Annotated in this window: 24 protein-coding genes and 4 tRNA genes; 11 read left to right on the plus strand and 17 right to left on the minus strand. The window is 66.8% G+C overall.

The annotated features are described in order from the left end of the window. Positions 1-4: 4 nt before the first annotated feature. Positions 5-274 carry a DUF8110 family protein gene (locus tag EI982_RS13490; protein ID WP_157690196.1) on the minus strand — a complete coding sequence of 90 codons (270 nt, stop codon included), beginning with the start codon at positions 272-274 and terminating at the stop codon, positions 5-7. 51 nt (positions 275-325) lie between these two features. Continuing rightward, positions 326-682, minus strand: a complete 357-nt coding sequence (locus tag EI982_RS13495) for a DUF8165 family protein (protein ID WP_157690197.1) — start codon at positions 680-682, stop codon at positions 326-328. A gap of 111 nt (positions 683-793) precedes the next feature. On the opposite strand from EI982_RS13495, the gene EI982_RS13500 reads away from it, so the two are divergent. Further along, complete coding sequence (locus EI982_RS13500) at positions 794-1,627, plus strand: CBS domain-containing protein (RefSeq protein ID WP_157690198.1); 834 nt, start codon at positions 794-796, stop codon at positions 1,625-1,627. Between the two features lie 285 nt (positions 1,628-1,912). Here EI982_RS13500 and EI982_RS13505 read toward each other — a convergent pair whose 3' ends face one another. Next, positions 1,913-2,263, minus strand: coding sequence for a DUF8152 family protein (locus tag EI982_RS13505; protein ID WP_233255235.1), 351 nt, complete (start codon positions 2,261-2,263; stop codon positions 1,913-1,915). Positions 2,264-2,521: 258 nt separating this feature from the next. On the opposite strand from EI982_RS13505, the gene EI982_RS13510 reads away from it, so the two are divergent. Next, positions 2,522-2,896 carry a DUF8011 family protein gene (locus tag EI982_RS13510; protein WP_199243634.1) on the plus strand — a complete coding sequence of 125 codons (375 nt, stop codon included), beginning with the start codon at positions 2,522-2,524 and terminating at the stop codon, positions 2,894-2,896. A 592-nt stretch (positions 2,897-3,488) separates the two neighbouring features. Here EI982_RS13510 and EI982_RS13515 read toward each other — a convergent pair. Next, positions 3,489-3,597, minus strand: a tRNA-Ile gene (locus tag EI982_RS13515). Positions 3,598-3,802: 205 nt separating this feature from the next. On the opposite strand from EI982_RS13515, the gene EI982_RS13520 reads away from it, so the two are divergent. Next, on the plus strand, positions 3,803-5,230 hold the full coding sequence (locus tag EI982_RS13520) for a sulfatase family protein (RefSeq protein ID WP_157690199.1): 1,428 nt from the start codon (positions 3,803-3,805) through the stop codon (positions 5,228-5,230). 2 nt (positions 5,231-5,232) lie between these two features. Then, complete coding sequence (locus EI982_RS13525; protein ID WP_157690200.1) at positions 5,233-5,658, plus strand: GtrA family protein; 426 nt, start codon at positions 5,233-5,235, stop codon at positions 5,656-5,658. A gap of 111 nt (positions 5,659-5,769) precedes the next feature. On the opposite strand, the gene EI982_RS13530 is transcribed toward EI982_RS13525, so the two are convergent. Further along, positions 5,770-5,842 (minus strand) — tRNA-Asn (locus EI982_RS13530). A 112-nt stretch (positions 5,843-5,954) separates the two neighbouring features. Between EI982_RS13530 and cca the strand changes: the two genes are divergently transcribed. Further along, positions 5,955-7,304, plus strand: a complete 1,350-nt coding sequence (gene cca / locus EI982_RS13535; protein ID WP_157690201.1) for a CCA tRNA nucleotidyltransferase — start codon at positions 5,955-5,957, stop codon at positions 7,302-7,304. Here cca and EI982_RS13540 read toward each other — a convergent pair whose 3' ends face one another. Both EI982_RS13540 and EI982_RS13545 read right to left on the minus strand, forming a co-directional pair. After that, positions 7,305-8,306, minus strand: coding sequence for a histone deacetylase family protein (locus EI982_RS13540; RefSeq protein WP_157690202.1), 1,002 nt, complete (start codon positions 8,304-8,306; stop codon positions 7,305-7,307). Further along, positions 8,307-8,738 (minus strand): histone family protein, encoded by a 432-nt coding sequence (locus tag EI982_RS13545; protein ID WP_157690203.1) that lies wholly within the window; start codon positions 8,736-8,738, stop codon positions 8,307-8,309. A 339-nt stretch (positions 8,739-9,077) separates the two neighbouring features. Between EI982_RS13545 and EI982_RS13550 the strand changes: the two genes are divergently transcribed. After that, complete coding sequence (locus EI982_RS13550) at positions 9,078-10,811, plus strand: vWA domain-containing protein (protein ID WP_157690204.1); 1,734 nt, start codon at positions 9,078-9,080, stop codon at positions 10,809-10,811. 17 nt (positions 10,812-10,828) lie between these two features. On the opposite strand, the gene EI982_RS13555 is transcribed toward EI982_RS13550, so the two are convergent. Beyond that, the gene (locus tag EI982_RS13555) at positions 10,829-12,292 is read right to left on the minus strand and encodes a single-stranded DNA binding protein (RefSeq protein ID WP_157690205.1); all 1,464 of its coding nucleotides are present in this window, start codon (positions 12,290-12,292) and stop codon (positions 10,829-10,831) included. Positions 12,293-12,414: 122 nt separating this feature from the next. Next, positions 12,415-12,894, minus strand: a complete 480-nt coding sequence (locus tag EI982_RS13560; RefSeq protein WP_157690206.1) for a hypothetical protein — start codon at positions 12,892-12,894, stop codon at positions 12,415-12,417. A 97-nt stretch (positions 12,895-12,991) separates the two neighbouring features. Between EI982_RS13560 and EI982_RS13565 the strand changes: the two genes are divergently transcribed. Then, positions 12,992-13,064 (plus strand) — tRNA-Arg (locus EI982_RS13565). A gap of 336 nt (positions 13,065-13,400) precedes the next feature. Here the strand turns inward: EI982_RS13565 and EI982_RS13570 are convergent. Beyond that, on the minus strand, positions 13,401-13,823 hold the full coding sequence (locus EI982_RS13570) for a hypothetical protein (protein ID WP_157690207.1): 423 nt from the start codon (positions 13,821-13,823) through the stop codon (positions 13,401-13,403). Positions 13,824-13,897: 74 nt separating this feature from the next. On the opposite strand from EI982_RS13570, the gene EI982_RS13575 reads away from it, so the two are divergent. Further along, complete coding sequence (locus EI982_RS13575) at positions 13,898-14,518, plus strand: DUF309 domain-containing protein (protein ID WP_157690208.1); 621 nt, start codon at positions 13,898-13,900, stop codon at positions 14,516-14,518. A gap of 357 nt (positions 14,519-14,875) precedes the next feature. Here the strand turns inward: EI982_RS13575 and azf are convergent, their stop codons facing one another. Further along, the gene (azf, locus tag EI982_RS13580) at positions 14,876-15,664 is read right to left on the minus strand and encodes an NAD-dependent glucose-6-phosphate dehydrogenase Azf (protein WP_157690209.1); all 789 of its coding nucleotides are present in this window, start codon (positions 15,662-15,664) and stop codon (positions 14,876-14,878) included. An 88-nt stretch (positions 15,665-15,752) separates the two neighbouring features. Between azf and EI982_RS13585 the strand changes: the two genes are divergently transcribed. After that, positions 15,753-16,088 carry a dihydroneopterin aldolase family protein gene (locus EI982_RS13585; protein ID WP_157690210.1) on the plus strand — a complete coding sequence of 112 codons (336 nt, stop codon included), beginning with the start codon at positions 15,753-15,755 and terminating at the stop codon, positions 16,086-16,088. Between the two features lie 80 nt (positions 16,089-16,168). After that, complete coding sequence (locus EI982_RS13590; protein ID WP_157690211.1) at positions 16,169-16,576, plus strand: DUF5790 family protein; 408 nt, start codon at positions 16,169-16,171, stop codon at positions 16,574-16,576. On the opposite strand, the gene EI982_RS13595 is transcribed toward EI982_RS13590, so the two are convergent. Genes EI982_RS13595 through EI982_RS13610 form a run of 4 tightly spaced genes read right to left on the minus strand, consistent with a single transcriptional unit; the run spans position 16,577 to position 20,202 of the window. Continuing rightward, the gene (locus EI982_RS13595) at positions 16,577-17,308 is read right to left on the minus strand and encodes a creatininase family protein (protein ID WP_157690212.1); all 732 of its coding nucleotides are present in this window, start codon (positions 17,306-17,308) and stop codon (positions 16,577-16,579) included. A 36-nt stretch (positions 17,309-17,344) separates the two neighbouring features. Continuing rightward, complete coding sequence (locus tag EI982_RS13600; RefSeq protein ID WP_157690213.1) at positions 17,345-19,270, minus strand: ABC transporter ATP-binding protein; 1,926 nt, start codon at positions 19,268-19,270, stop codon at positions 17,345-17,347. Between the two features lie 55 nt (positions 19,271-19,325). Then, positions 19,326-19,613, minus strand: coding sequence for a DUF7538 family protein (locus tag EI982_RS13605; protein WP_157690214.1), 288 nt, complete (start codon positions 19,611-19,613; stop codon positions 19,326-19,328). Positions 19,614-19,650: 37 nt separating this feature from the next. Continuing rightward, complete coding sequence (locus EI982_RS13610) at positions 19,651-20,202, minus strand: DUF192 domain-containing protein (RefSeq protein ID WP_157690215.1); 552 nt, start codon at positions 20,200-20,202, stop codon at positions 19,651-19,653. 86 nt (positions 20,203-20,288) lie between these two features. Here EI982_RS13610 and EI982_RS13615 point away from each other — a divergent pair. Beyond that, a tRNA-Val gene (locus EI982_RS13615) sits at positions 20,289-20,362 on the plus strand. A 280-nt stretch (positions 20,363-20,642) separates the two neighbouring features. Here EI982_RS13615 and EI982_RS13620 read toward each other — a convergent pair. Together EI982_RS13620 and EI982_RS13625 are read right to left on the minus strand one after the other, a co-directional pair. Further along, positions 20,643-20,984 carry a hypothetical protein gene (locus tag EI982_RS13620; RefSeq protein ID WP_157690216.1) on the minus strand — a complete coding sequence of 114 codons (342 nt, stop codon included), beginning with the start codon at positions 20,982-20,984 and terminating at the stop codon, positions 20,643-20,645. Positions 20,985-21,024: 40 nt separating this feature from the next. After that, on the minus strand, positions 21,025-22,023 hold the full coding sequence (locus EI982_RS13625; RefSeq protein WP_157690217.1) for a hypothetical protein: 999 nt from the start codon (positions 22,021-22,023) through the stop codon (positions 21,025-21,027). Positions 22,024-22,045 lie beyond the last annotated feature (22 nt).

Below are 22,045 nucleotides of genomic sequence, written 5' to 3' on the forward strand. Positions count from 1 at the left end.
AGAGTCACTCGTTAGGTTTCGTTCCGGTACGGAGGTTTTCTCGATACTCGGCCCACGCTTGATACATTTCGATCCGTTCCTTCTCAGTCATCGTGTCGTGCTTGTCCGCGTCGTAGAACGGGAGTTCGTCCTTTTCGGGCATCTTCATGAGTCTCCCAAGCGGGTAGAGTTGCTGGTAGTAATTCTCCAGCACCCAGTCTTCGCCGTGTTCGTCGACAGCTTGCTGGATGTACGGGGCGGCTTCCGGATACTCATCGGCGAGTGTCTCAGTCATTCGAAGTCGTTTGGTGGGGCTTTCTGGGTTCTGTGCGTCTGCAGACCGGGTTCAGACGCTCGTGAATTCAGTGAGCGAGTGGTTTGGACTGTCTCGGTTCCACTTGCCGATCTGGATGAGCTCGAACGTATCTACGGGGTCGTCAAGTTCGTTAGCGAGCTGGGTCTGAACCGCAGTGGAGAGACTGTCGACCGGGATTGCGGTGAGTGCGTGCTGGGTGAGGAAGTAACTGGTTGCAAGACTCGTCGGGGCGACGACGATGACATCTGATCCATTGACATCGTCGAGCGCGATCTGGGCATCTCGGTACTGGAGGACTGTCGCATCCAGTTCATCGACGGGGAAGAGGCAGCCAGTAGCACCGTATTCGATACTCGCCCCCGCCGATTCAAAATGCCCTTTAAGCATAACCAAATAGAAATATATGTTTTATGGACATTAATTTTGTGGTGGATCGGAACTTCTCCCCTTCACTTCTTCACCCTCATTTTGACTACCCTCGGCTCCCCACCGAGCGATATGCCCCGCGATCTCTACGACTGCACCGCAGCCGAACTCGCCACTCGCTCTGTCGAGCATCTTCAACATGATACGCCACCAAGTACCGCTGCCGAGTGGCTCGCTGAGAACGGCTACGACGCCGCCCCGGTCTACGCGGACGACGACCCAATCGGGTTCATCCACAAAGACGACGTCACAACCGACGACGACGGCGATACCCTCGACGACCACCTCACCCCACTGACCATCGGCTACATGATCAGCGGAGACACCTCGTTCACCGACATCCTGTCCGCACTCATTGAGAACCCAGTCTACTTTCTCGGCGGCCACAACCACGTCACCGGTATCCTCACCCGCGCCGATCTCAACACCGCCCCAGCGCGCATCTACCTCTTCGACCGCATCACCTACCTCGAAGAACACCTCCGCGAACTCATCCTCGACAAGAAACCGGACTGGAAAACCACGCCGGTCACCGCAGACGAACTTGACGACATCGAAGACCGGTACGAAGACGCACAAGCCGCCAACGTCGCGTTAGCCGAACTCCACTACGCACAATTCTCCACGCTCGAAACCATCGTCACCAGCGTCGAAGCCTGCTGGCAAGCGTGCGGCTTCTCGACGAAAGGCGGTGCAGACTCCCGACTTCACGATGTCACTGACCTACGCAACGACGTCGCCCACACCAACCTCCTCGTCGAGAACACTGACAGCAACGGGTTTCTCAGCAGCGGCCGCACCACAGAAAACCTGTATGACACTCTCGAAACCACCAACCAAGTCCTCACGAACCTGCAGGAGGCCGGATACGCCTCAGAAACAGTAGAGACACACCGCACGGTGTAACCCGGCCCGAATCGCGCTCTTCACCTACCAACACGACTCAACTAGGACTACTCGTAGGGAGACCCACAGAAGGAGCGACGATGGTAGCCCCTCTCGTCAGCCCCTTGGCAAATCTATAAATGTTCGACTTGGTTTCACATTACTATGATTCCCTGGCGGGTGCGCCAACAGATCGGCCTTGTTGAAACCATCGCTTGGTGATAGGTTTCAGCAGTCCTGCTGAATACAGAGCGCGTATCTTGTAGAGGTACATACGGATCAGCGATGGTTTTTACAAAACTCTGATTACTCCGTGTTGGGTTCCAGAATCGTGGTGGCGAGGTCGCGGGCTGCTTCAACGTGTTCGTTGGCGGTTGAATCGCCAGTCCCTTCGATGTTCGAGAGCAGTTCTGCGACATGTCCAATCCTATTTTGAATCACACTTGAATCGAGATCTGCGATCTCAGGGCCGACCAGATCATCAGTGATGGCCTCCGCTTCGCCGATCCACCGGCTCGCTTCCCGTTCGATGGGGCGCTCTCGGGTCGCTGCAAGGTGCTCATAAAGTTGTCTAACCTCTGATTCGAGTTTCTTTCTGGTGATAGACTGACATAGACGGTGCGTCAGCAAAGATGCTTCGCCAGCACGGGAATCCATATTATGAATGTGTGGTTCTATAGAAAAATTCGCTCGGCATAGACCATATCTGATTGCTGAATTCACACTCTGTATCTCGCAACTCACTACTAACAGAAACTGAGGAAATCTTGTGGACGCTGCTGAATACAGCGCTCGTATCGGTAAAGACGCCTGCGCGAATCGTTCAGCATGTACGTTCATTTTGTATCATATTATTGGAGCTCTTACCGAGCACAGTGAAACAGTGGTGTCTATTTGGAGCTGGCAAATAGATCAGTGGAAGATGCAGATGAAAGAGAAAGTACAGGCCGGTTTTCAGTTATCCGCACGCTTTACAGGGCCGAACTATTGCTGGTACATATGGAGTCACTTCCACAGATGGTGTTCCGTGAGCCAGATGGACGAAGGAAGGGGCTCATCATGTTGTTCTTATCGTTCATCTGCCTCCTTATTTGGGTGTACACTGCTGTCGTGCTCAACGCTTCTGACTTTTTCGTCTTTTTTGCTATCGGGCTTGGATTCTCCGGAGTCGCCGAGTCGCTGCCACCGGACCGACGACGTTCAGCAGGAACACTTCGAATGCTAGCCGTCGGTACCTTCGTTGTCTTCCTCGGTGTCCTTGCATCGGTCCCTGAATTACTATTAGCGTAGGGGGGGGGCACCCGTTTTGATGTATTTCTGATATTTCTCGGTGGCAATCCGAGACGGTCGATAACTACGCAGGCAAGTTCTATCGGTTGGTTCAGGATTCATTTTGAGAAAATAACGCAGTCCCCGTGCTGACTACATCCTCTATATCGGTCAAGCCGTTCATGCGAGATGTTCAGCATGTATCTGATGCGTCGCCGTGGTGACCTACTAGCAGTTCGCAGCTGTGGAGCCCCCACAGCGAGAGAGGGATAACAGGGGAAACGGCGCTCCAAACGCGTGTTGCCCCCCACAACGAGCGAATGATTACGGGGGTATCGCTCTCAGTGATCAACGAAGGCACGACAGCGGCGACCCGCATTCACAGTATGATTGAACTCCAGACTGCCAGAAATTTATGTTCGGCTCGGCAAAAGTGGAAATATGGGTTTCAGGCAGTCACACGGTTGAATCCGTTAGCTCAGAATCGTGTAAACTCTGGATGGGCCCTGCCGGATTCGAACCTCGGTCGTTCCGCTCGCGTCGCCCGCTCCACTCCCTGCTTCGAATCCGCGGGGGTATTCGAACACGCCTCGCCGTCGCTCGGCGGTTCTCATGGGCCCTGCCGGATTCGAACCAGCGATCACCCGGTATCCCATGACCGCGACGGTGCCGTCGCGGGCCAGTATGAGCCGGGCGCTTTAACCGGACTAAGCTAAGGGCCCTACCACGCTCGTCCACGCTCCGGCGTCTTGAACGTGCCGGACGCCGTCTTCCGTCCGCCGGATCGCTCCACGTCACCCGCCGATGTTGACAGCCGACGATCAAAACCTTGAGTACGGTCGTCGTTCAAACTCGGGGTAACAGCGGTCGTCGACGGTGTCGGGTCGGCTCCATCGACGGCCATCGCTGTCGCCGACAACCGCTCATATGACAGACACGCCCGTCCCCAACGTTCTTCTCGTCACCGTGGACTCCCTGCGTGCCGACGCCATCGAACCCTACGGCGGCGAGTACGCTACGCCGACACTCGCCGAACTCGCCGACCGGGGTACCGTCTTCGAGAACGCCTTCGCTCACGGCAACTGGACGCCGATGTCCTTCCCGTCGATCCTCGCCTCCCGGCCGGCCTTCGCCGACACCGGCCGGATCGGCGTCGACGGCACCACGACCCTCGCCGAACGGCTCCGATCGGCGGGCGTCGCGACCGGCGGCTTCAACGCCGCCAACGGTTTCCTCACCGAGCACTGGGGGTACGACGACGGCTTCGACGACTTCGACGCGTTCGTCGGCGGCGGCACGGACGGCCGCGCCGGCGAGTTCGTCGCCGCCCACCCCACCTGGGGGGCGTGGCTCCAACTCGTCACCTCGCCGTTCCGCCGGGCCGGGAACCGCCTCCGCGGCGGCAGCGACGAGAAACCCTTCACCGACGCCTCGCGGATGCTGGACGTGGAGCGCGCGGCCACCTCGTTCGTCGAGGACAGCGACGAGCCGTTCTTCCTGTGGGTCCACTACATGGACGCCCACACGCCGTACGTCCCCGCGCCGCGGTACCTCCGGGAGATCACCGACCGCCGCGTCGGCAAGGCACGGATGCTGATCGCCCACGTCCGGACCGGGCTGGGGTGGTCGGTCGGTGAGCGCACCCTCGCCGACCTGCGAGCCCTGTATCAGGCTGCGGTCCGACAGGTCGACGACAGCCTGGATCGCCTGCTCTCGTCGCTCGACGCCGCGGGTCTCGCCGACGACACCGCCGTCGTCGTCGCCGGCGACCACGGCGAGGAGTTCATGGACCACGGCCACCTCGCGCACTATCCCAAGCTCTACGACGAACTCGTCCAGGTCCCGCTGTTGGTCGACGTTCCCGGCCTCCCGGCCGGCCGCGTCCCCGACCACGTCGGCCTCGACGCCGTTCCACCGACGGTCTGTGACCTGCTCGGGGTCGACCCCGCGCCGGAGTGGGTCGGCGAGAGTCTCCTTCCGACGATCCGGGACGACGTCGCACCGCCGGACGACCCCGTGGTAACGGTCACCGTCCGCGGCGAGGACGTCACCCAGCAACCGATCCCCCGGTCGCTCGACGAGGGGGACCTGCTGGTGAGTGCCCGCGACGCCGACTGGGTCTACATCCGGAACGCCGAGACGGGTGCGGAGGAGCTCTACGACCGCCGGTCGGACCCCGTGCAACGAACCGACCTGGCGGACGACGACGACCCGTCGGCCGTCGCCGCCCGTGAGCGACTCCGCGAGGCCGTCCTCGACCACGTGACGATGCTGGAGGAGGTCGACCGCGACGACTCCGCGGCCGGCGTCGACGAGGACATCGAGACACGACTCGAAGCCCTCGGCTATCGCTGACGATGCTCAGGCGCTTCTTGCGGGCGATCCTGGTCGGTCCGGAGGCCCCACAGATCCGCCGGTTTTTCCTCGTCGGTGCCGCCGCGGCCGGCTTCCAGACGGCCCTGCTCGGCACGCTCGTCGAGTGGGGGAACGTCCAGTATCTGATCGCGGCGGTCCTCTCCATCGAGACGACGATCATCCTCCAGTACGGCGTGAACAACCGCTGGACGTTCTACGACTCCCGACACGACGGCTGGCGCGAGTACGGCCGGGGACTCCTGCGGACGAACCTCGTCCGTGGCTCGGCCATCCCGATCCAGGTCGGCGTGCTCTACGCCCTCGTCTCCGCTGTGACCATCCCCTACCTCGTCGCCAACGGCGTGGGTATCGTCGTCAGCGGAGTCTACCGCTACGTCCTCGACTCGCGGTGGACGTGGCAGGGCTGATACGGAGTATTGTAACTGTGTCCCGGTGGTTCGGACAGTTCGGCGAACCACCGGTACTGACGTACAATACACAGTATGAGTCGGGGACTCCGCGGGTAACGTCGAAGGAGGCGCCGTCGCCAGGGCTCGAACCTGGGACCACCTCGTTAACAGCGAGGTGCTCTACCATCTGAGCTACGACGGCTCGACTTCCGATAGTCGAAGTCGCCTCAAAGGGCTTTCGTTTTTACCCGGTCCCCGTCGGTCGGTCACACGCGACCGACACCCTTTCGCCCGACCGGACGGATGACCCCTCCATGAGCGATTCGAAGGCGGTGCTCTCGCGCGTGGCCGACCGCGTGACGCCCGCCCCGGCCGAGCGGGAGCGACTCCGGGCCGCCGTCGACGACCTGACCGCTCGGGTTCGGGACGCCCTCTCGGAGCTACCGGTCGACGCCAGGATCGTCCAAGTCGGGTCGACGGCCCGCGGCACGTGGCTCGCCGACGACCGCGACATCGACCTCTTCGTCTGTTTCCCGCCGGACCTCGCACGCGACGAACTGGAGCGCTACGGGCTCGCCGTCGGCCGCGCCGCCCTCCCCGACGGCCACGAGGAGTACGCCGAACACCCCTACGTCACCGGCGACGTACGGGGGTTCGACGTCGACCTCGTCCCCTGTTACGATGTCGACGACGCGACGGCCATCCAGTCGGCGGTCGACCGGACACCCTTCCACGACGCCTACCTGCAGGAACGCCTCGATCCCGACCTGAAACGGGACGTGCGCCTGTTCAAGGCCTTCCTGACCGGCATCGGTGCCTACGGCAGCGACCTCCGGACTCGCGGCTTTTCGGGCTACCTCTCCGAACTCCTCGTCCTCGAGTACGGCGGGTTCGAGGCGCTCCTCCGTGCCGCGGCCGACTGGCAGCCGCCCGTCCGGCACGACCCCGAAGCCCACGGGACGACGACCTTCGACGACCCGCTCGTCGTCGTCGACCCGACCGACCCGGAGCGCAACGTCGCCGCCGTCTGCGCCGCCGAAAACGTGGCCCGCCTCCAGCACCACGCCCGTGAGTTCTTGGCCGACCCCCGCGAGGACCCCTTCCACCCGTCCGAGCCGGACCCCCTGGAGCCCGACGCGGTCCGCGCCCACCTCGACCGCCGGGGCACGACCCCGGTGGCCGTCGTCTTCGAGACGCCGGACCTCGTGGACGACCAGCTCTACCCACAGCTTCGCAAGTCCCTCGATGGAATCGTTGGCGAACTCGAACGCCGGGGGTTCGACCCCCTCCGTTCCGCGACGTTCGCCGACGAACGGGCGGTCCTCCTGGTCGAACTCGCCGTCGACGAACTCCCGGCCATCGAGCGCCACGATGGCCCCCCGGTTCACGTCCGCGAGCACGCGACCGGGTTCTACGAGGCCTACGCCGGGACCGACACCTACGGCCCGTTTCTCGACGCCGACCGCTACGTCGTCGAACGCGAGCGCGAGGTCACGACGCCCCGGGACCTCCTCGCGGGCGACGCCATCTTCGACGTGGCACTCGGCGCCCACGTCGAGACGACCCTGGAGGCGGATTACGACTTGCTGGTCGGCGACGACGTGGCCGCGCTGGCCGACGAGTTCGGCGTCCCTCTCGCCCGCTACTTCGATCCCGGCCCGTGACTACAGGTCGTGGCGCTCCCGCAGGTCGTCGAGCAGGTCGCGGGTCGCCGCCGTCGGCTCGTCGTCGTCCCCGACCGGCGACCGCCCGTCGAACGTCTCGTGGACGGTCGCGATGCTCTCCGAGAGCGTGTCGAGACCGTAGCCCCCCTCGAGGACGAACCCGAGGCCGGCGCCGACGGCGTCGGCCGTCTCCCGCACCGCGTCGGTGAGGAGGGCGTACCCCTCCGTCGAGAGGCGCATCCGCGAGATGGGGTCGTGACGGTGGGCGTCGAACCCCGCGCTGACGAGCAGGAGGTCCGGATCGAACCGCTCGACCGCCGCACCGATCGTCTCCCACGCGAGCAGGTAGTCGGGGTCGCCGGCACCCGATTCGAGGGGGACGTTGAACGTCGTCCGCTCCCCCGCGCCCGAGCCGATTTCGTCGGCGTCGCCCGTCCCCGGATACAGTCCCTGTTCGTGGATCGACGCGTAGAACACGTCGCCGCGGTCGTAGAAGATGTCCTGCGTCCCGTTGCCGTGGTGGACGTCCCAGTCGAAGATGACGACCCGGTCGGCCGCCCCGTCGTCGATGACCGTCTGGGCGGCGACGGCGGCGTTGTTGAAAAAACAAAAGCCCATGGCGTCGTCCGCGACGGCGTGGTGGCCCGGCGGCCGCCCGAGCGAGAACGGCGTCCGGCGGCCGTCGTCGCCCGCGAGGGCGCGCTCGGCGGCCCACTGTGCCAGTCCCGCGCTCGCCAGCGCGGCGTCCAGCGTCCCCTCGGAGGCGACGGTGTCGGGGTCCCAGTTCCCGCCGCCGTTCGCACAGAACTCCCGTAGCTCGTCGACGTACTCCTCGTCGTGGACCGCGGTGACGGCAGATATCGAGGCCGGGTCGGCCGCCACGTACTCGACGGCGTGCCGGCGCGAGAGCTGCTGTCGGATGGCCCGCAGCCGGTCGGCCGTCTCCGGGTGCCGCTCGCCGGTGTCGTGCTCGAGACAGGTTTCGGTGTAGCCGAACTGCATCTATTCGAAGAGGGCGAAGTACGTCTCGATGTCCTCGGCCTGGATCGTTCGCCGGTCGGCGTGATCCGCGAGCGTCGCCGCCGCGGCCGCGACGTTGTCGGCGTAATCCTCGAGGATGTCGGCGAGGGCGATCCGTGCGTCCATCGACACGCGATAGCGACCGTCGATTTCGAGCCGGGCGATGCGGTCGACGGGCGCAACGGGCAGTTCGAGCGACTCCCTGTCGACGACCTGCTCGACGCCGAAGTCGGCGGCCATCAGGGTCTTTCGCCCGTCCGCCGTCGCGTGGTCGGCCGCGTCGGCGGCGAGGTCCGCCCCGTGATCCTGGATGCGCCGGGCGAGTTCCTCCGCCGCCCCCGCACTCACCCGGAGGTCGCCCGCGTTCCGACGGATGATCGTGTCCACCGGGGCGAACGGCAACTCGACGCTCATACTCCGATAGGCGTCCGTGGCGCGTATAATCCTTTCCGTCAGCGTGGCGTTCGGCCGGCCGCGCCCCCGATCGACGGCGTCGGTCGCTGTGTTCGCCGCGCCGAACCCGCCGGTCGTGGTGGTGCACCCCGCTCCCGTCGGGTTATCTTCGGGCGACGTCGCCCGCCGGTGCGCCGACCGATAATCGACCGTTAGCTCGGAAAACTCCGGATTAACCGACACAAAGTGACGATTAGCTATGGGTATGGGTGGTCGTAACACGATAGGCTCACTCCGGCGACCGGCGGTCGGCGGTGGTTCGACTCCACCGGTGAGCGTCCCCGAGAGGGGGTGGCACACATGAACGACGACTTCGAACTCTCACGGCGGAAGGCGCTGGCCGCGCTCGGTACCATCGGTGCCGCGTCGGCGGGTGCCGGCCTCGGTACCAGCGCGTACTTCAGCGATCAGGAAACGTTCGAGAACAACCAGCTCACGGCGGGGACGCTCGACATGAAAGTGGACTGGGAGGAGCACTACTCCGACTGGTCGGACGACGAGGACGATCCGGCGGATTCGGCTGAACCCGAACTCGACATTCGGATGGACGAGCCCGCTGATCCGGCGGATTACACGGCGTTCCCGCCGGGGGTCGAGGCGTTCGACGGCGAGAACGACGACGACTTCGTCAACGGCGACCCGCTCCTGTACGTCCACAACGACGACGTGGGGCAGTTCATGGACAACACGTCCATCGAGGCGTTCCCCGACGAAGACGACGACGGCGTGCAGGACGACTTCGATCAGACGGCCGCGTGTGAGGAGCTCACCGACGTCGGGAACGACGACCCCGGTCTCGGCTCCGATATGCGAACCGCGGACAGCGTCGGTGACCCGCTGATCGATCTCGCCGACGTGAAGCCGGGTGATTTCGGTGAACTCACGCTGAGTTTCCACCTGTGTGATAACCCGGGATACGTCTGGCTCAACGCCGACAACCTCGAAGCCCGAGAGAACGGCCTCACGGAACCCGAAGCCGACGATCCCGACGAGGAGGGTCCGGCCGACGAAGAGTCGACCGAAGTGCAAAACGACGTCGAACTCCTCGACGAGATTCAGACGGCTTGGTGGTACGACGACAACTGCGACAACCTGACCGACGGTTCGACCGCGACCACCGGCGACGCGGACGTGGTTCTGGTTCTCGACCGGTCCGGCTCCATGACGTTCGAGCCGGGCAAGTTCGACTCAGCGAAAACCGGGGCCAAAACCCTCGTCGACGCGCTGGGCTCGGGGACGCAGGTCGGCCTCGTCTCCTTCGCCAGTTCTGCGACGCTGGATCAAGGACTGACGACCGACAAACAAGCCGTCAAGGACGCCATCGACGACCTCACCTCCGGTGGCGGGACCGACATCGAGGAAGCGGTCGACGCCGGACGGTCGGAGCTGACGGGGACGCAGGTCGGCGAAGCCTCGATCACCCCGAGCGGTGACAACCGGGATCAGAACCGGATCATGGTGTTTCTGACCAACGGATCCGACACCGGTACCGGCATCACCGATTCGACGGACGAGGCCAAGGACAACGAGGCGACGACCATCTACACCATCGCGTACGGGAGCAACGCGAACGAAGCGCTACTGGAGGACATGGCCAGTCCGCCGAAAGACGACGACGGTGTGATCGAAGAGACGGACGAGTTCGCCTACATCGGTGGGCAGGCCGATATCGACGCCATATTCGACGATATCGGTGGGCAGATCTCCACCGGCGAGGAGGTCTTCTTCCAAGGGTCGCTTCGTGCGGCGATGGGCGCGCTGACCGACGGGAACGGCATTCCACTCGACGGAGATCCCGGTGACTTCGACGAGATCGGCGGTGACGACGACGACGATGCTCGTGACTGCTTCGCCGGCGTCGGATCGACCCACTGTATCGGCTTCTCGTGGTGGCTCCCCGTCGATCACGCCAACGAGATCCAGTCCGACTCCGTCTCCTTCGACCTCGGATTCTACACCGAGCAGTGTCGGCACAACGACGGCAGCGGCATGAACAACGAGGCGGTCAGCAACGACGACGAAGTCGACGCCTAACCACCCTCCACCCCCGTTCAGTACACCTCGTCCGCGTCGATCCGCCCCTCGCGGATCGGTCCGCTCACGGTCACTTCCTCCCCCAGTCGCAGTTCCGCGTCCGTCTCCACGCTCCGCGTCTCGCTCCCGTCGTCGAGGACGACCGGGTCGCCCGCCTGTACGACCGTGCCCGTGAACTGGACGGTCTCGCCGTCGGCCGGTTCGTCGTCCGTCACGTCGGCGTCCGCGTCGGCGCCGGTGGCACCGCCGTCGCTACCGCCGTCGCCGAAGGCACCGAGCCCCGGACTCCCGCCGCTGCCCCCGTCCCCGCCACTCCCGCCGCCGGCGTCGATCCCGGCGGCGTCCTCGGGGGGATCGGTCACCGTCACCGTCGACTGCCACCCTGCGGAGGCCTCGAGGTCGTCCTGCCACCCCTCCTGGATCTCGACGTCCGTGACGACGACGTAGTCCGCGAGGTCGATATCGAGGTCGGCTTTCTCGCCCCACAGCGCGACCCGGATGTCGCCCGTCTCGTCCTTGAGTCGGACGTTCCGGACCTGCCCCTCGCTCCCGTCGTCGCGGTCGAACGTCCGCTTCGGGTCGGTCTCGATGACCCCGCCCGCGAGGTCGACCGTCTGCCCGAGTTCCAGATCGGAGATCGGCGTCGTCTCGGGGTCGTAGGCGATCGACTCGTCGATCCCCTCGATCGCACCCCGCGATCCGACGTGGAGTTCCAGGTCGCCGTCGCGCTCCCGGACGTAGCCGTCGACCACCTCGACGCTCGTTCCGGCGTCGAGTTCCGTCGCGCGGTCGGCGCGTTCGTCCCACAGCGTCACCCGGATCCGTCCCGTCTCGTCGCCGAGCGTCAGGTTGGCGACCCGCCCTTCGGAGCCGTCGTCGCGGTCGAAGGTCCGGACCGAATCCGTCGCGAGCACCCGGCCCCGCAGGTTCACGTCCGAGAGGCCGAGCGAGAGGTCCTCGATCCGGTAGGTGTCCCGGATCTCGACGTCCACCTCGGCGTCCTCGTCGATCTCGGCCTGATCGACGCTCACCTCGACGCCGCTGTACCCCTCCTGTGGCCGGCCCTTGATCCGGAGCACGTCGCCGACGTCGACCTCGCCGTCCGCGACCGACTGGGCCATCCGGTCCCAGAAGGAGATCCGCACCTGACCGGTGCCGTCGGCCACGTCGACGTTGATGACGCGGCCCTCGTCGGCGTCCTCGCCGTCCTCGTCGCCGTCGCCGTCGCCGTCGCGGTCGAACGTCCGCAGGTCGCCCACCCCGATCACCTTCGCAAGGAACTTCACTTCGTCCATCCCGGGATCGATGTCGGCGACGCCGCTCACCTCCTCGTCCTCGAGTTCGTGGGCGATGAGCATCGCCGCCGTCTCCTCGTCGGCGAGCCCCCCCATCTGCTCGACCTTGTCGTGGACGGCGGCCTCGAACTCCTCGAACGCCACGTCGGTGTCGAGGTCCTCGTAGACGTCCTCGATTACACCCATCGTACCGTGCAACAGGCGAACCCTCCGGTTAAGCGTTGTCCTTGCCCGAACGTCGCCGTCTCATCCGCCGATTCCGGGCGTTTTCCATGGCGGCTCACGTCCCGCGATACCCCCGCCTTCGCCTATGAATCCACGGCCACGTCCGCGACTCGCTCTCGCCCGCCCGCCGCGTCGTGGATCACCCGCACCGACCGCGGCCGCCCGCTCGACAGGTCGACCGTCGCCACGTAACCACGGGGGACGAGCGCCTCCGTACAGGAGACCTCCGGCGGCGCGTCGCGGCGCGTCGTCACGACCACGACCAACCGGGAACCCTCGACCGTCGCCGAACCGAAACTGGCGATCGAACACCCGTTCGGTCCCGTCACACACCCCGTTACCCGGACCCGCGACGCCGACACGTCGACCGACGCCGTCTCCGGGTCGTCACACCGCCCCGTATCCCGGATCGACGCGTCGCTCAGTCGGAGCGGCTCGTCCGGCGACGGCTCGGCCGGCGACGGCTCGGCCGGCGGTCCGGCACAGCCGCCGACCGCGAGCAGCGACACCGTCCCGAGCAGGGTCCGTCGGTCCATGTCGCCCACGTCGCCCGGCGCGGCCATACCCTTTCCGGAGCCTCAAAGCACCGTTTGACCGTCGCCGCCGAGCGCCGCCACGGATCGTAACCGTCTTATGTCGATCCCGGGTATGGAAGAATGAGTCCTGATAGGGTAGTGGACTATCCTCTTGGCTTGCGGAGCCAGGGACCGGAGTTCAAATCTCCGTCAGGACGTTTTCAGCGGCACAATACGACGAGCGTAGCGAGTCGTCCGTGCCGCGGAAAACTCACCGGAAGATTTGAGCAGACGAGACGCAGCGGCCGAGCGAAGCGAGGTCGACCGTCTCGGCGGGTTCAAATCTCCGTCAGGACGTTTACTTCAGTCGTGACCTGACTTCGTCAGGTTACTCCTTCCGTCGCCGGCGCTACGCACCGGCTGCCCGAGGGACCGCCGGTCCCTCGCCGTTCGCGTGGGACTCCGTCAGGACGCGGCCGACACAACCCCGCCGAGCGTAGCGAGAGGCGAACGAACATCTCGGCGAACGCGGAGCCGTGAGTCCCGAGCCGCGATCACTCCCCGTCCTGCGCCCGTGCCTTCCACTCCCGTTCCTGCTGTCGCTCGGCGACGTGCCGTCGGCCGTCGGCGAGCCGGTCGTGGACCTCCTCGCCGAACGCCACCGCGTCCTCGAGGAACGTCGCCTGGAACGTCTCCAGCACGTCGTACGACCACCGGCCGGCCGCCGCCTCGTCGTCGCAGGCCGGCAGCACGCCCCGCGGGAGGTACTCGTCGCGTAGCCGGTTCGCCGCCCCCTCGTGGCCCGCCTCACGGAGTCGCCGCTCGGCGGTCGCCAGGTGATCCATCGCCCGCCCGGTGCTGTGGTGGAAGGCGACCAAGTGGCCGTGGGCCCGGTGGAGGTGTTCGACCCCCAGTTCCACCTCGTGAAGCGCCTCGCGCTCGACGTCGGTCAGGTCTCCGCCGCTCGGTTCGTTCATGTCATACAATACCACTCGACGGGGTATGTGCGTTACGACGACGCGACTTTCCGTCTCCGTGTCCAACCGCGGGCATGGACGCGGCGCTCCGTGCCGGAATCGCCCTCTACAACGGCGGCGAGTACCACGCCGCCCACGACCCATGGGAGGACGTGTGGCTCGACCGTTCGGACGGCACCGACGACGAGCGGTTCCTCCACGGCCTGATCCAGTTCACGGCGGCGATCCACCACGCCCGGACCCGCAACTGGAGCGGTGCCGCCGGCCTCGCGGCGAGCGCCGGCGACTACCTCGCTGGTCTCGATTCGCCGTACCGGGGCGTCGCCGTCGCGCCGATTCGCCGGGCGCTCGCGACCCTCGCGGCCGACCCCGAAGTCGCCGAGCGCCGCCGACCGCCGCCGATCCGCCACGAGGGGCGACCCCTCGCGCTCGCGGACCTGCGGTTCGACGCGGCGGCGGCCGCCGCGACGGCACTGGCCGATGAACACGGCTACGATCCGGCGGTCGTCGACCTCGCGATCGGGTTCGCCCGCGAGGAGATCGAGGGTGGCGAGCGGACCCTGTTCACCACGACGCTCCTGGAGTTCGTGACCGCGGACGCCGACCGTGGCCTGGTCTACCGACGCCTCGCCGACCACGTCGAGCGACGGCAGCGGGAGTACGCGGACGTCGACGGACTGTTCGACGCCGACTGATACCGTTTATTGTAAGTCAGTACCGGTGGTTCGCCGGACCGTCTCGGCGCACCACCGGCACCCAGTTACAATAATCCGTATGAGTGGCCATCAAAAGAGCGAGACGGCGTACGCGAGCGACGAGAACACCATCAGTCCCACGAGTACGATAGCGATGATCTGCTGGCGATCCATACGCACACGAGCGCCTTCGCACACAAGTAGGTTGGCCACCCGGCGTCGGTTACCCCGCGGGGGACGCCATCCGACGGATGCAGACCACTCACGGCCTGTACGACTACGACGTCGACGGTCCCCGAACACCCGACTCCCGAGGGCGTGTGATTCCGTCAGTCCCGAGTACGGAACCGCCGAAAACTACGTCCCGTCCCTCGGCTCGCCCGCGAGCGTGTACGCCGCCGAATCGTCCTGGGGCTCGTACCCAAGCACCTCCTTGGCGCGCTCGATGGAGTAGTACTTGCGTTCGTTGTCGGAGATGCCGTAGACGATTTCGTAGCCGTAGTCGGCCCGGATACAGCGGTCGAAGAGGTGGGCACAGTCGCGGTGGGAGAGCCACATCGCCTGTCCGCGCTCGTAGTTGCGCGGCGGGTGGTCAGCGGTGAGGTTGCCGATGCGGACACAGACCACCGAGAGGCCCTCGCTGTCGTGGTAGTAGCGCCCGAGCGTCTCGCCGGCCGCCTTGCTCACGCCGTAGAGGTTGCCGGGACGGGGGAGTTCCGTCCCGTCGAGGCGGTAGTCGTCGTCGGTTCGGTACATGTCGGGAGTGCGCGTATCGGTCTCGTAGGCCGAGACGGCGTGGTTCGAGGAGGCGAACGCCACCTTCTCGACGCCGGCGTCGACCGCCGCTTCGAACACCGTCTGCGTGCCGTCGATGTTGTTCTCGAGTACCGAGTTCCACGGCGCCTCCGGACGGGGGTCGCCGGCGAGGTGGATCACGGCCCCGACGCCGTCCATCGCCTCGGTCATCGCCGTCGTGTCGGTCACGTCCTCGACGATCACGTCGTCGTCGGTCACGCCCGGCGGGAGGCGGTCCGCCGACAGCGGTTCCCGGTCGAGCAGCCGCCACTCGTGGCCCTCGCCGATCCCGTGCAGGATGGCCTGCCCGACGCGTCCCCCCGCGCCAGTCAGTAACACCGGGTCGTCCATTCGGGCGTCAATGGAACGACCCGGACCAAGTAAGGACCGATTCGGCCTCGGGCGACAGGCCTTCCCCTCCCCCGACCGACGGTCAGCCATGGTCACCGACGCCCAGCACGCCTGCTTCGAGGCGGGCATCAAGTTCGGATCGCTCTACCACCAGTTCGCGGGCACGCCCGTCTCGCCCGACAGCGCCGCGAGCCTCGAACGCGCGATGGCCGAGGCCATCGAGAACCAGCCGTTCTGTGAATCTGTCGACGTCGATATCGACGAGGACGCCCTGGCCGCGGCGGCCGACGACCACGGCTACGTCGAACTCACGGGGCGGTTCATGGAGGTGGAGATGCGCATCGAGTACGAGGGCGTCGTCGTCCGCACCGAGATGACGATGGCGGACGGCTACCCCCTGATGCGGCCGGTCGACGTCGAGTAGCGGACACGCGGCCGACGCGCCGCCGTTTCACTTTCACTTTCGGGCGTGCGTTTAACTCACACGCCGGCGAACCGTCGGTCATGAGCCAAACGACGTTCAGCGACGACGAACTCTTCGGCGAGGCCGCGGCGGAGATGCGCGACGACGTCGAGGGGCACCTCGCGGCGGCGCGCGCGGAACTCCCCGAGGCCGACGAGGTCTGGGAGACCGAGGCCGACAACGTCCTCGGCGTCCTCAACGCCCTCCGGTCGGCGCTCGACGTCGGCGAGGCCGAGGAACACCTCCGGCAGGCCAAGAAGTGGTACACGATGGGCGAACGCGCCGACGCCTTCGACGACGCCGCCGACCTCGCGGCGGCCATCGAGGATCTGGAGGGGCTGATCGAGACGATCCGGGCGACCCACGACGACGTGAGCGACCTCACGAACGCGGTGCCGGAGCTTCGGGGGTCGCTGCAGGACCTCGACGCCGACGGCGGCGAGGACTGATCACGCCGACGGGTCCCGCTCGGAAACCGCCGTCAACAGTCGCGCGAGCGAATCGGCCGCCGACTCCAGTAGTTCCTCGCCCAGCGCCGCGTCGCCGGCGCCCGGATCGCCGACGACGCCGTTTGCCGTGAACTCGTCCGAGTCGTGGGCGAGGTTCGTCCCCGTCCCCGGCACCCAGTCGCCCCACGCTTCGCTCGCGCCCTCGCGGGCCGCGTCGATCCGCCCCTCCCGCACCAGTTCGGGGTGGGTCGCGCGCAACAGCGCCGTCTCCAACGGCCCGCCGTGTCCCATCTCGCTCCCGTGGTCGCCGACGGCCTCGAACCAGGTGAAGGGGACGGCATAGGCGTCGTCGTGGCGACTGATCGTCGCCGTCACCTCGCCGAGCGCGGGGACGTTCCCCCCGTGGCCGTTGACGACGATCACCCGGCCGAAACCGTGGTGGGCGAGGCTCCCGACCACGTCCCGGACGTAATCCCGGAAGGTGTCGGGCGACACCCAGAGGGTGCCGTCGAACCGGCGATGTTCCTCCGCGACGCCGACCGGAACCGTCGGGGCGACGACGACGTCGCCGTCGTAGGCGTCGGCGCCCGCCTCGGCGACCGTCTCGGCGTGGTACGCGTCGGTCCCGAGGGGCGCGTGGGGGCCGTGTTGTTCGGTGCTCCCGACCGGCAACAGCGCGAGGTCGGTGTCGGCGTCGCGGACGTCCGTCCAGGTGACGTCGCTGAGGTGCATACCGGACTCTCGTCGCCGGGGGACTTCAACCGCCGGCTAATCGTCCAGGTCGACGTCCACGTCGGCCCGGGCGCCCCGTTCGGTCGCCCGCTCGACGAACTCCGCGGGGAGGTCGTCGATCTCGCCGGCCTGCACGCCCCAGAGGCTGGCGTAGAGGCCGTCGGCCGCCAGCAGTTCCTCGTGGGTCCCCTGCTCGACCACCTCGCCGCCGTCGAGGACGACGATGCCGTCGGCGTCTTTCACAGTGGAGAGACGGTGGGCGATGACGAACGTGGTGCGGTCGGCGGTCAGCCGGTCAAGCGACCGCTGGATCAGCATCTCCGTCTCGGTGTCGACGTCGCTGGTGGCCTCGTCGAGGATCAGGATCTCCGGATCCTTCAGCATCGCTCGGGCGATAGCGAGGCGCTGGCGCTGGCCACCGGAGAGTTTCACGCCCCGCTCCCCGACCATCGTGTCGTAGCCGTCGGGCAGGTTCGTGACGAACTCGTGGGCCTCCGCGGCCGCCGCGGCCGCCCGCACTGCCTCGTCGCTCGCGTCGAAGGTTCCGTAGGTGATGTTCTCGCGGACGGTGCCGTAGAAGAGAAACGTCTCCTGGCTGACGTAGCCGATAGCGCTCCGGAGGCTGGCGAGGGTCACGTCGCGGACGTCCGTCCCGTCGACCCTGACTGCCCCGTCGTCGACGTCGTACATCCGCAGGAGTAGTTTCAGCGCCGTCGATTTCCCGGCGCCGGTCGGGCCGACGAGCGCCACCGTCTCGCCGCCACCCGCCTCGAAGGAGACGCCGTCGAGGATGACCTCCGCCTCGTAGCCGAAGGTCACGTCGTCGTACTCGACCCGGCCCTCGTCGACGACCAGTTCCGTGGCGTCCGTCGCCACGTCGATGCCGGCATCCTCGTCCATCAACCCGAAGATGCGGGCGGCGGAGGCGTACGCCCGCTGGTACATGTTGATGATCTGCCCGAACTGCGCCATCGGCCAGATGAACCGCTGGGTGTAGAGGATGAAGGAGACGAACTCGCCGGGGCGGAGCGTGCCGGTGAAGAGCCACGGGCCCTCGCCGCGGAACACCCAGAGCCCGCCGATGGTGAAGGTGAGCGCGAAACCGATGCCCGCGAGCACCCGGAGCCCCGGGAAGAACTTGATCCGCGTCTCGATGGCGTCCCAGTTGGCGTCGAAGTAGTCGCCGGACACCTCCTCGACGCGTTCGGCTTCGTAGCTCTCGGTGTTGCTCGTCTTGATGACCTGGATACCCCCGAGGTTGTTCTCCAGCCGCGAGTTGACCTGGCCGACCGTCGAGCGCACCTCCGCGTACTTGGGCTGGATGGTGTTCACGAACCGGTAGGTGAAGACGGCGATCAGGGGAACGGGCAGGAGCGCCACGACGGCGAGCTGTGGGTTCATCCACAGCAGGATGGCGGCGATGCCGACGACCATCACGCCCAGCCGGAACGCCGCGTTCAGGCCGTCGTTGAGAAAGCGCTCCAGCCGGTTGACGTCGTTCGACAGCACCGACATCATCTCGCCGGTCTGCTTGTCGGCGAAGAAGGTCATGTTCAGCCGCTGCATCGCGTCGTACGTGTCCGTCCGGATGGCGTGCTGGACGTGCTGGGCGAACCGGTTCCACCCCCAGTTTCGCACCCAGTGGAGGGCGGCACCCCCCAGAAACGAGAAGAGGACGATGCCGACGATCAGCCAGAACTGCCGCTCGGGATCGGTGGGGAGCCACCGGTCGGGGACCAGCGGCAGACCGAACGGTCCCTCGTCGAGGAAGATGGCGTCGACGGCGATGCCGAGCAGGAGCGGCGGCAACAGGTCGAGCACGCGCGCCAGGACGCTGGCGAGGACGCCGACCGCGAACACGCCACGGCGCTCCTCGCCGTACTCGGCGAACAGCCGCCGCATCGGGTTCGCCGTTCGCTCCCGCTGCTCCTCGAAGGGGTCGTCGTCCGCGGGGACGTCCATCGTTCCCATTCGGGGACGCGACAGCAAAAGGCTGACCCGTCGACGCCGTATCGCCCTACAGCGACCGCCCCTCGACCGCGGGGTCGACGCCCGCGGCGTCGAGGTCGACCCGCACCCGCTCCCGGAGCGGGTCGGGCACCGTCCCCCGCCCCACCGGCACCGCCGTCTCCCCGTCGCCTTTCACCTTCCAGTAGAGGACGCAGTCGCTCGGTGCGTAGTACTCGACGGCGTACCGATCGCCCTCGCCGCGGTAGTGAACGCGGGCCGCGAACCCCTCCGCGCGCCACCCCTCGCGGTCGTCGAGCGCCTCGACGGCGTCCGCGTCGCGTCCGCTCTCGCTCATGTCCCCGCTTCGGGCACCGCGGGCCTGTGACTTTCGATCACACGTCGTCGACCCGGACCCGGTCGCCCACGTCGATGCCCGTCCGGTTCGTATACCCCATCGGTACCTCCAGGACGTACTTCGCGCGGCCCGAGTACTCCGTCAGGTCGCCGTCGGCCTCCACCGGGGCGTGGTGGATGGTCGTGATCGTGCCGTTCGCGGCCACGAACACCATGTCGAGCGGGAAGGCCATGTCGCGCATGACGTAGCCGTGCCGTGCCTCGCTGTCGTGGACGAACAGCATCCCCTGCCCGGGTTCGAGCGCCGAGGTGTCGCTCAGCCCGGTGTAGCGTTTCACGAACGAGTCGGCCACCCAGACCTCCACCGTCGCCAGCTGTGTCCCGTTCTCGTCGACGACGTCGACCGTCGTCGTCTCGTAGCTACTTCCCGGCGTCGACACCGGGGTGTCCGGCGCCGTCGTCCCGGCGGCCGTGGCGGTCGGCTCCGGCGTGTCGGTGGCCGTCGGATCCGATCCACCCCCGCCCGAACAGCCCGCGAGGACGGCGAGGAGGGCGACGGCGACGGCGAGGTACTGCACGCGGCGGCGCATGGTTGCAGACGCGGCCGCGCGAGGGTAAGCGTTTCGCGAGTGGAGACAGAAACCGTTATTCGGCCGGGGGACGGTGTTCGCGACGAGGGCTCGTGGTCTAGCTGGTTATGACGCGGCCTTTACAAGGCCGAAGTCGGTGGTTCGAATCCGCCCGAGCCCACTACAACCCGCGAGCGACAGCGAGCGGGTCGTCGTCCCGAGGGCGGTTCGAATCAGGGAACGAAGCGAGCGACGGCGAGCGGAGTGACCGTGGTTCGAATCCGCCCGAGCCCATCCACCTTTTGCGCTGCGGGCTGGCTTCGCCAGCCCTCGGCAAAAGCTGGAGCAAAAGTACTGCGTCGCTCCCGTCGGTCGCTCCTTGACCCACTCGCTCACCCCGTTCGCTCGTGGTGAGTCACCCGTCGCCCCGCCCGGGTCCACCCCTGACGACCCCGCGGCCGCTACGCCGGGCTCGCCGTCGCCTCGACGTCGTCGGTGTCCTCGGGGACGTCGACGGTGAAGGTCACGCGCTTTTGCTCGTCGGCCTCGAACGAGACGACCTGACTCTCGTCGACGAGGACGGTCCCCTCGCTGTCGAGCAGTTCGAGCGTCACCTCGACGTCGCCGGCGGCGCCGTCGTTCCGGACGACGACGTGGACGTCGCTCTCGCCGAACAGGGCGTCGATGCCGCCCTCGAACTCGGTGTCGACGACGGCCGGTTCGGGCGAGGAGAGGGCACTACAGCCCGCGGCCCCCGTCAGGAGTGCGACGCCGAGGCCCGCGGCCGCTCGTCTGGTGTACATGCCTCCGCGTAGCCGATGCGGGGTGAAGGCTCTTCTGGCGTCACAGCAGCCGGATCAGGGAGTTCTCCACCTCGCCGGCGACGGTGACGAACCGGCCCTCGCGCCGGTACTCCTCGATCGGTTGGCCGACGTGACGGGTGTCGATCTCCTCCTCGACGGCCGATCGGTCGACCGTCGCGTCCGTCGGGAGGACGTAGGTGCGCTCGGCCCACGACGTCGATTCCCGGACGTCGAGGCGGCGGCCGGTGGCGACGGCGTCGCTCAGCGGGTAGTCCGCGTCGGCCGGTTCGAGTTCCCGTCCCGTGACGAAGTCGGCCGTCCCGAAGCCCTCGACGAGGGCGGCGAGGCCCTCGTCCTCGTCGACGCGGACCGTGCCGGCCCGGTGCTGTTCGAGGGCCGTCGCCAGCGGCGCCGTCGCCGACTCCTCGGCCCCGATGCTGACGAGCACGTCGGGGTGGAGGCCGACGGCCCTGATCCGTCCCTCGCGGGTCCGGGTGAACCGCGCCACGTCGTCGACGTACCCGTCGGCAGCGAAGCCGGCGTCGCGGAGGGCGTCCCGGAGCGCGTCGGTGTCGAACGAGCCGCCAGCGACCCGGTAGGACTCGTTGGCGACGCGGGAGTGGTTCACCGTCAGGACGGCGTCGAGCGAGTCGACCGGCACCTCGACGCCGAAGTACGACGCGGTGCGTTGACGCCAGTACCGATCCAGCGACGCCGCGAACGCCTCGCTGGCGTCCGCCCGCACCGCCGACAGCGAGAGGTGCGTGAACTCGTAGGTGTGTGGTGTGACGGGCGTGGGCGCCACCAGCCACGACCGGTAGGGGTCGAGCGACCGCTCCCCGACGGTGGGCGTCGGTGTGGGTGTCGCCGTCGGGGTGGCCGTCGCCGACTCGGTCGGGGGATCGGTCGTCGCCGCGGGCGTGGCCGTCGGCGTCGCCGTCGTCGACTCGGCCCCGTCGGACTCGGCACAGCCGGCGAGACCGCTCGACGCGGCCGTCAGCGCCGCCAGAGCCCCACGGAGGTACGCGCGCCGGTCCATCGCCACGCGTTGGAACCGGGGT

Origin of the sequence: Haloplanus salinarum (assembly GCF_009762275.1) — an archaeon.
GTDB lineage: Archaea > Halobacteriota > Halobacteria > Halobacteriales > Haloferacaceae > Haloplanus > Haloplanus salinarum.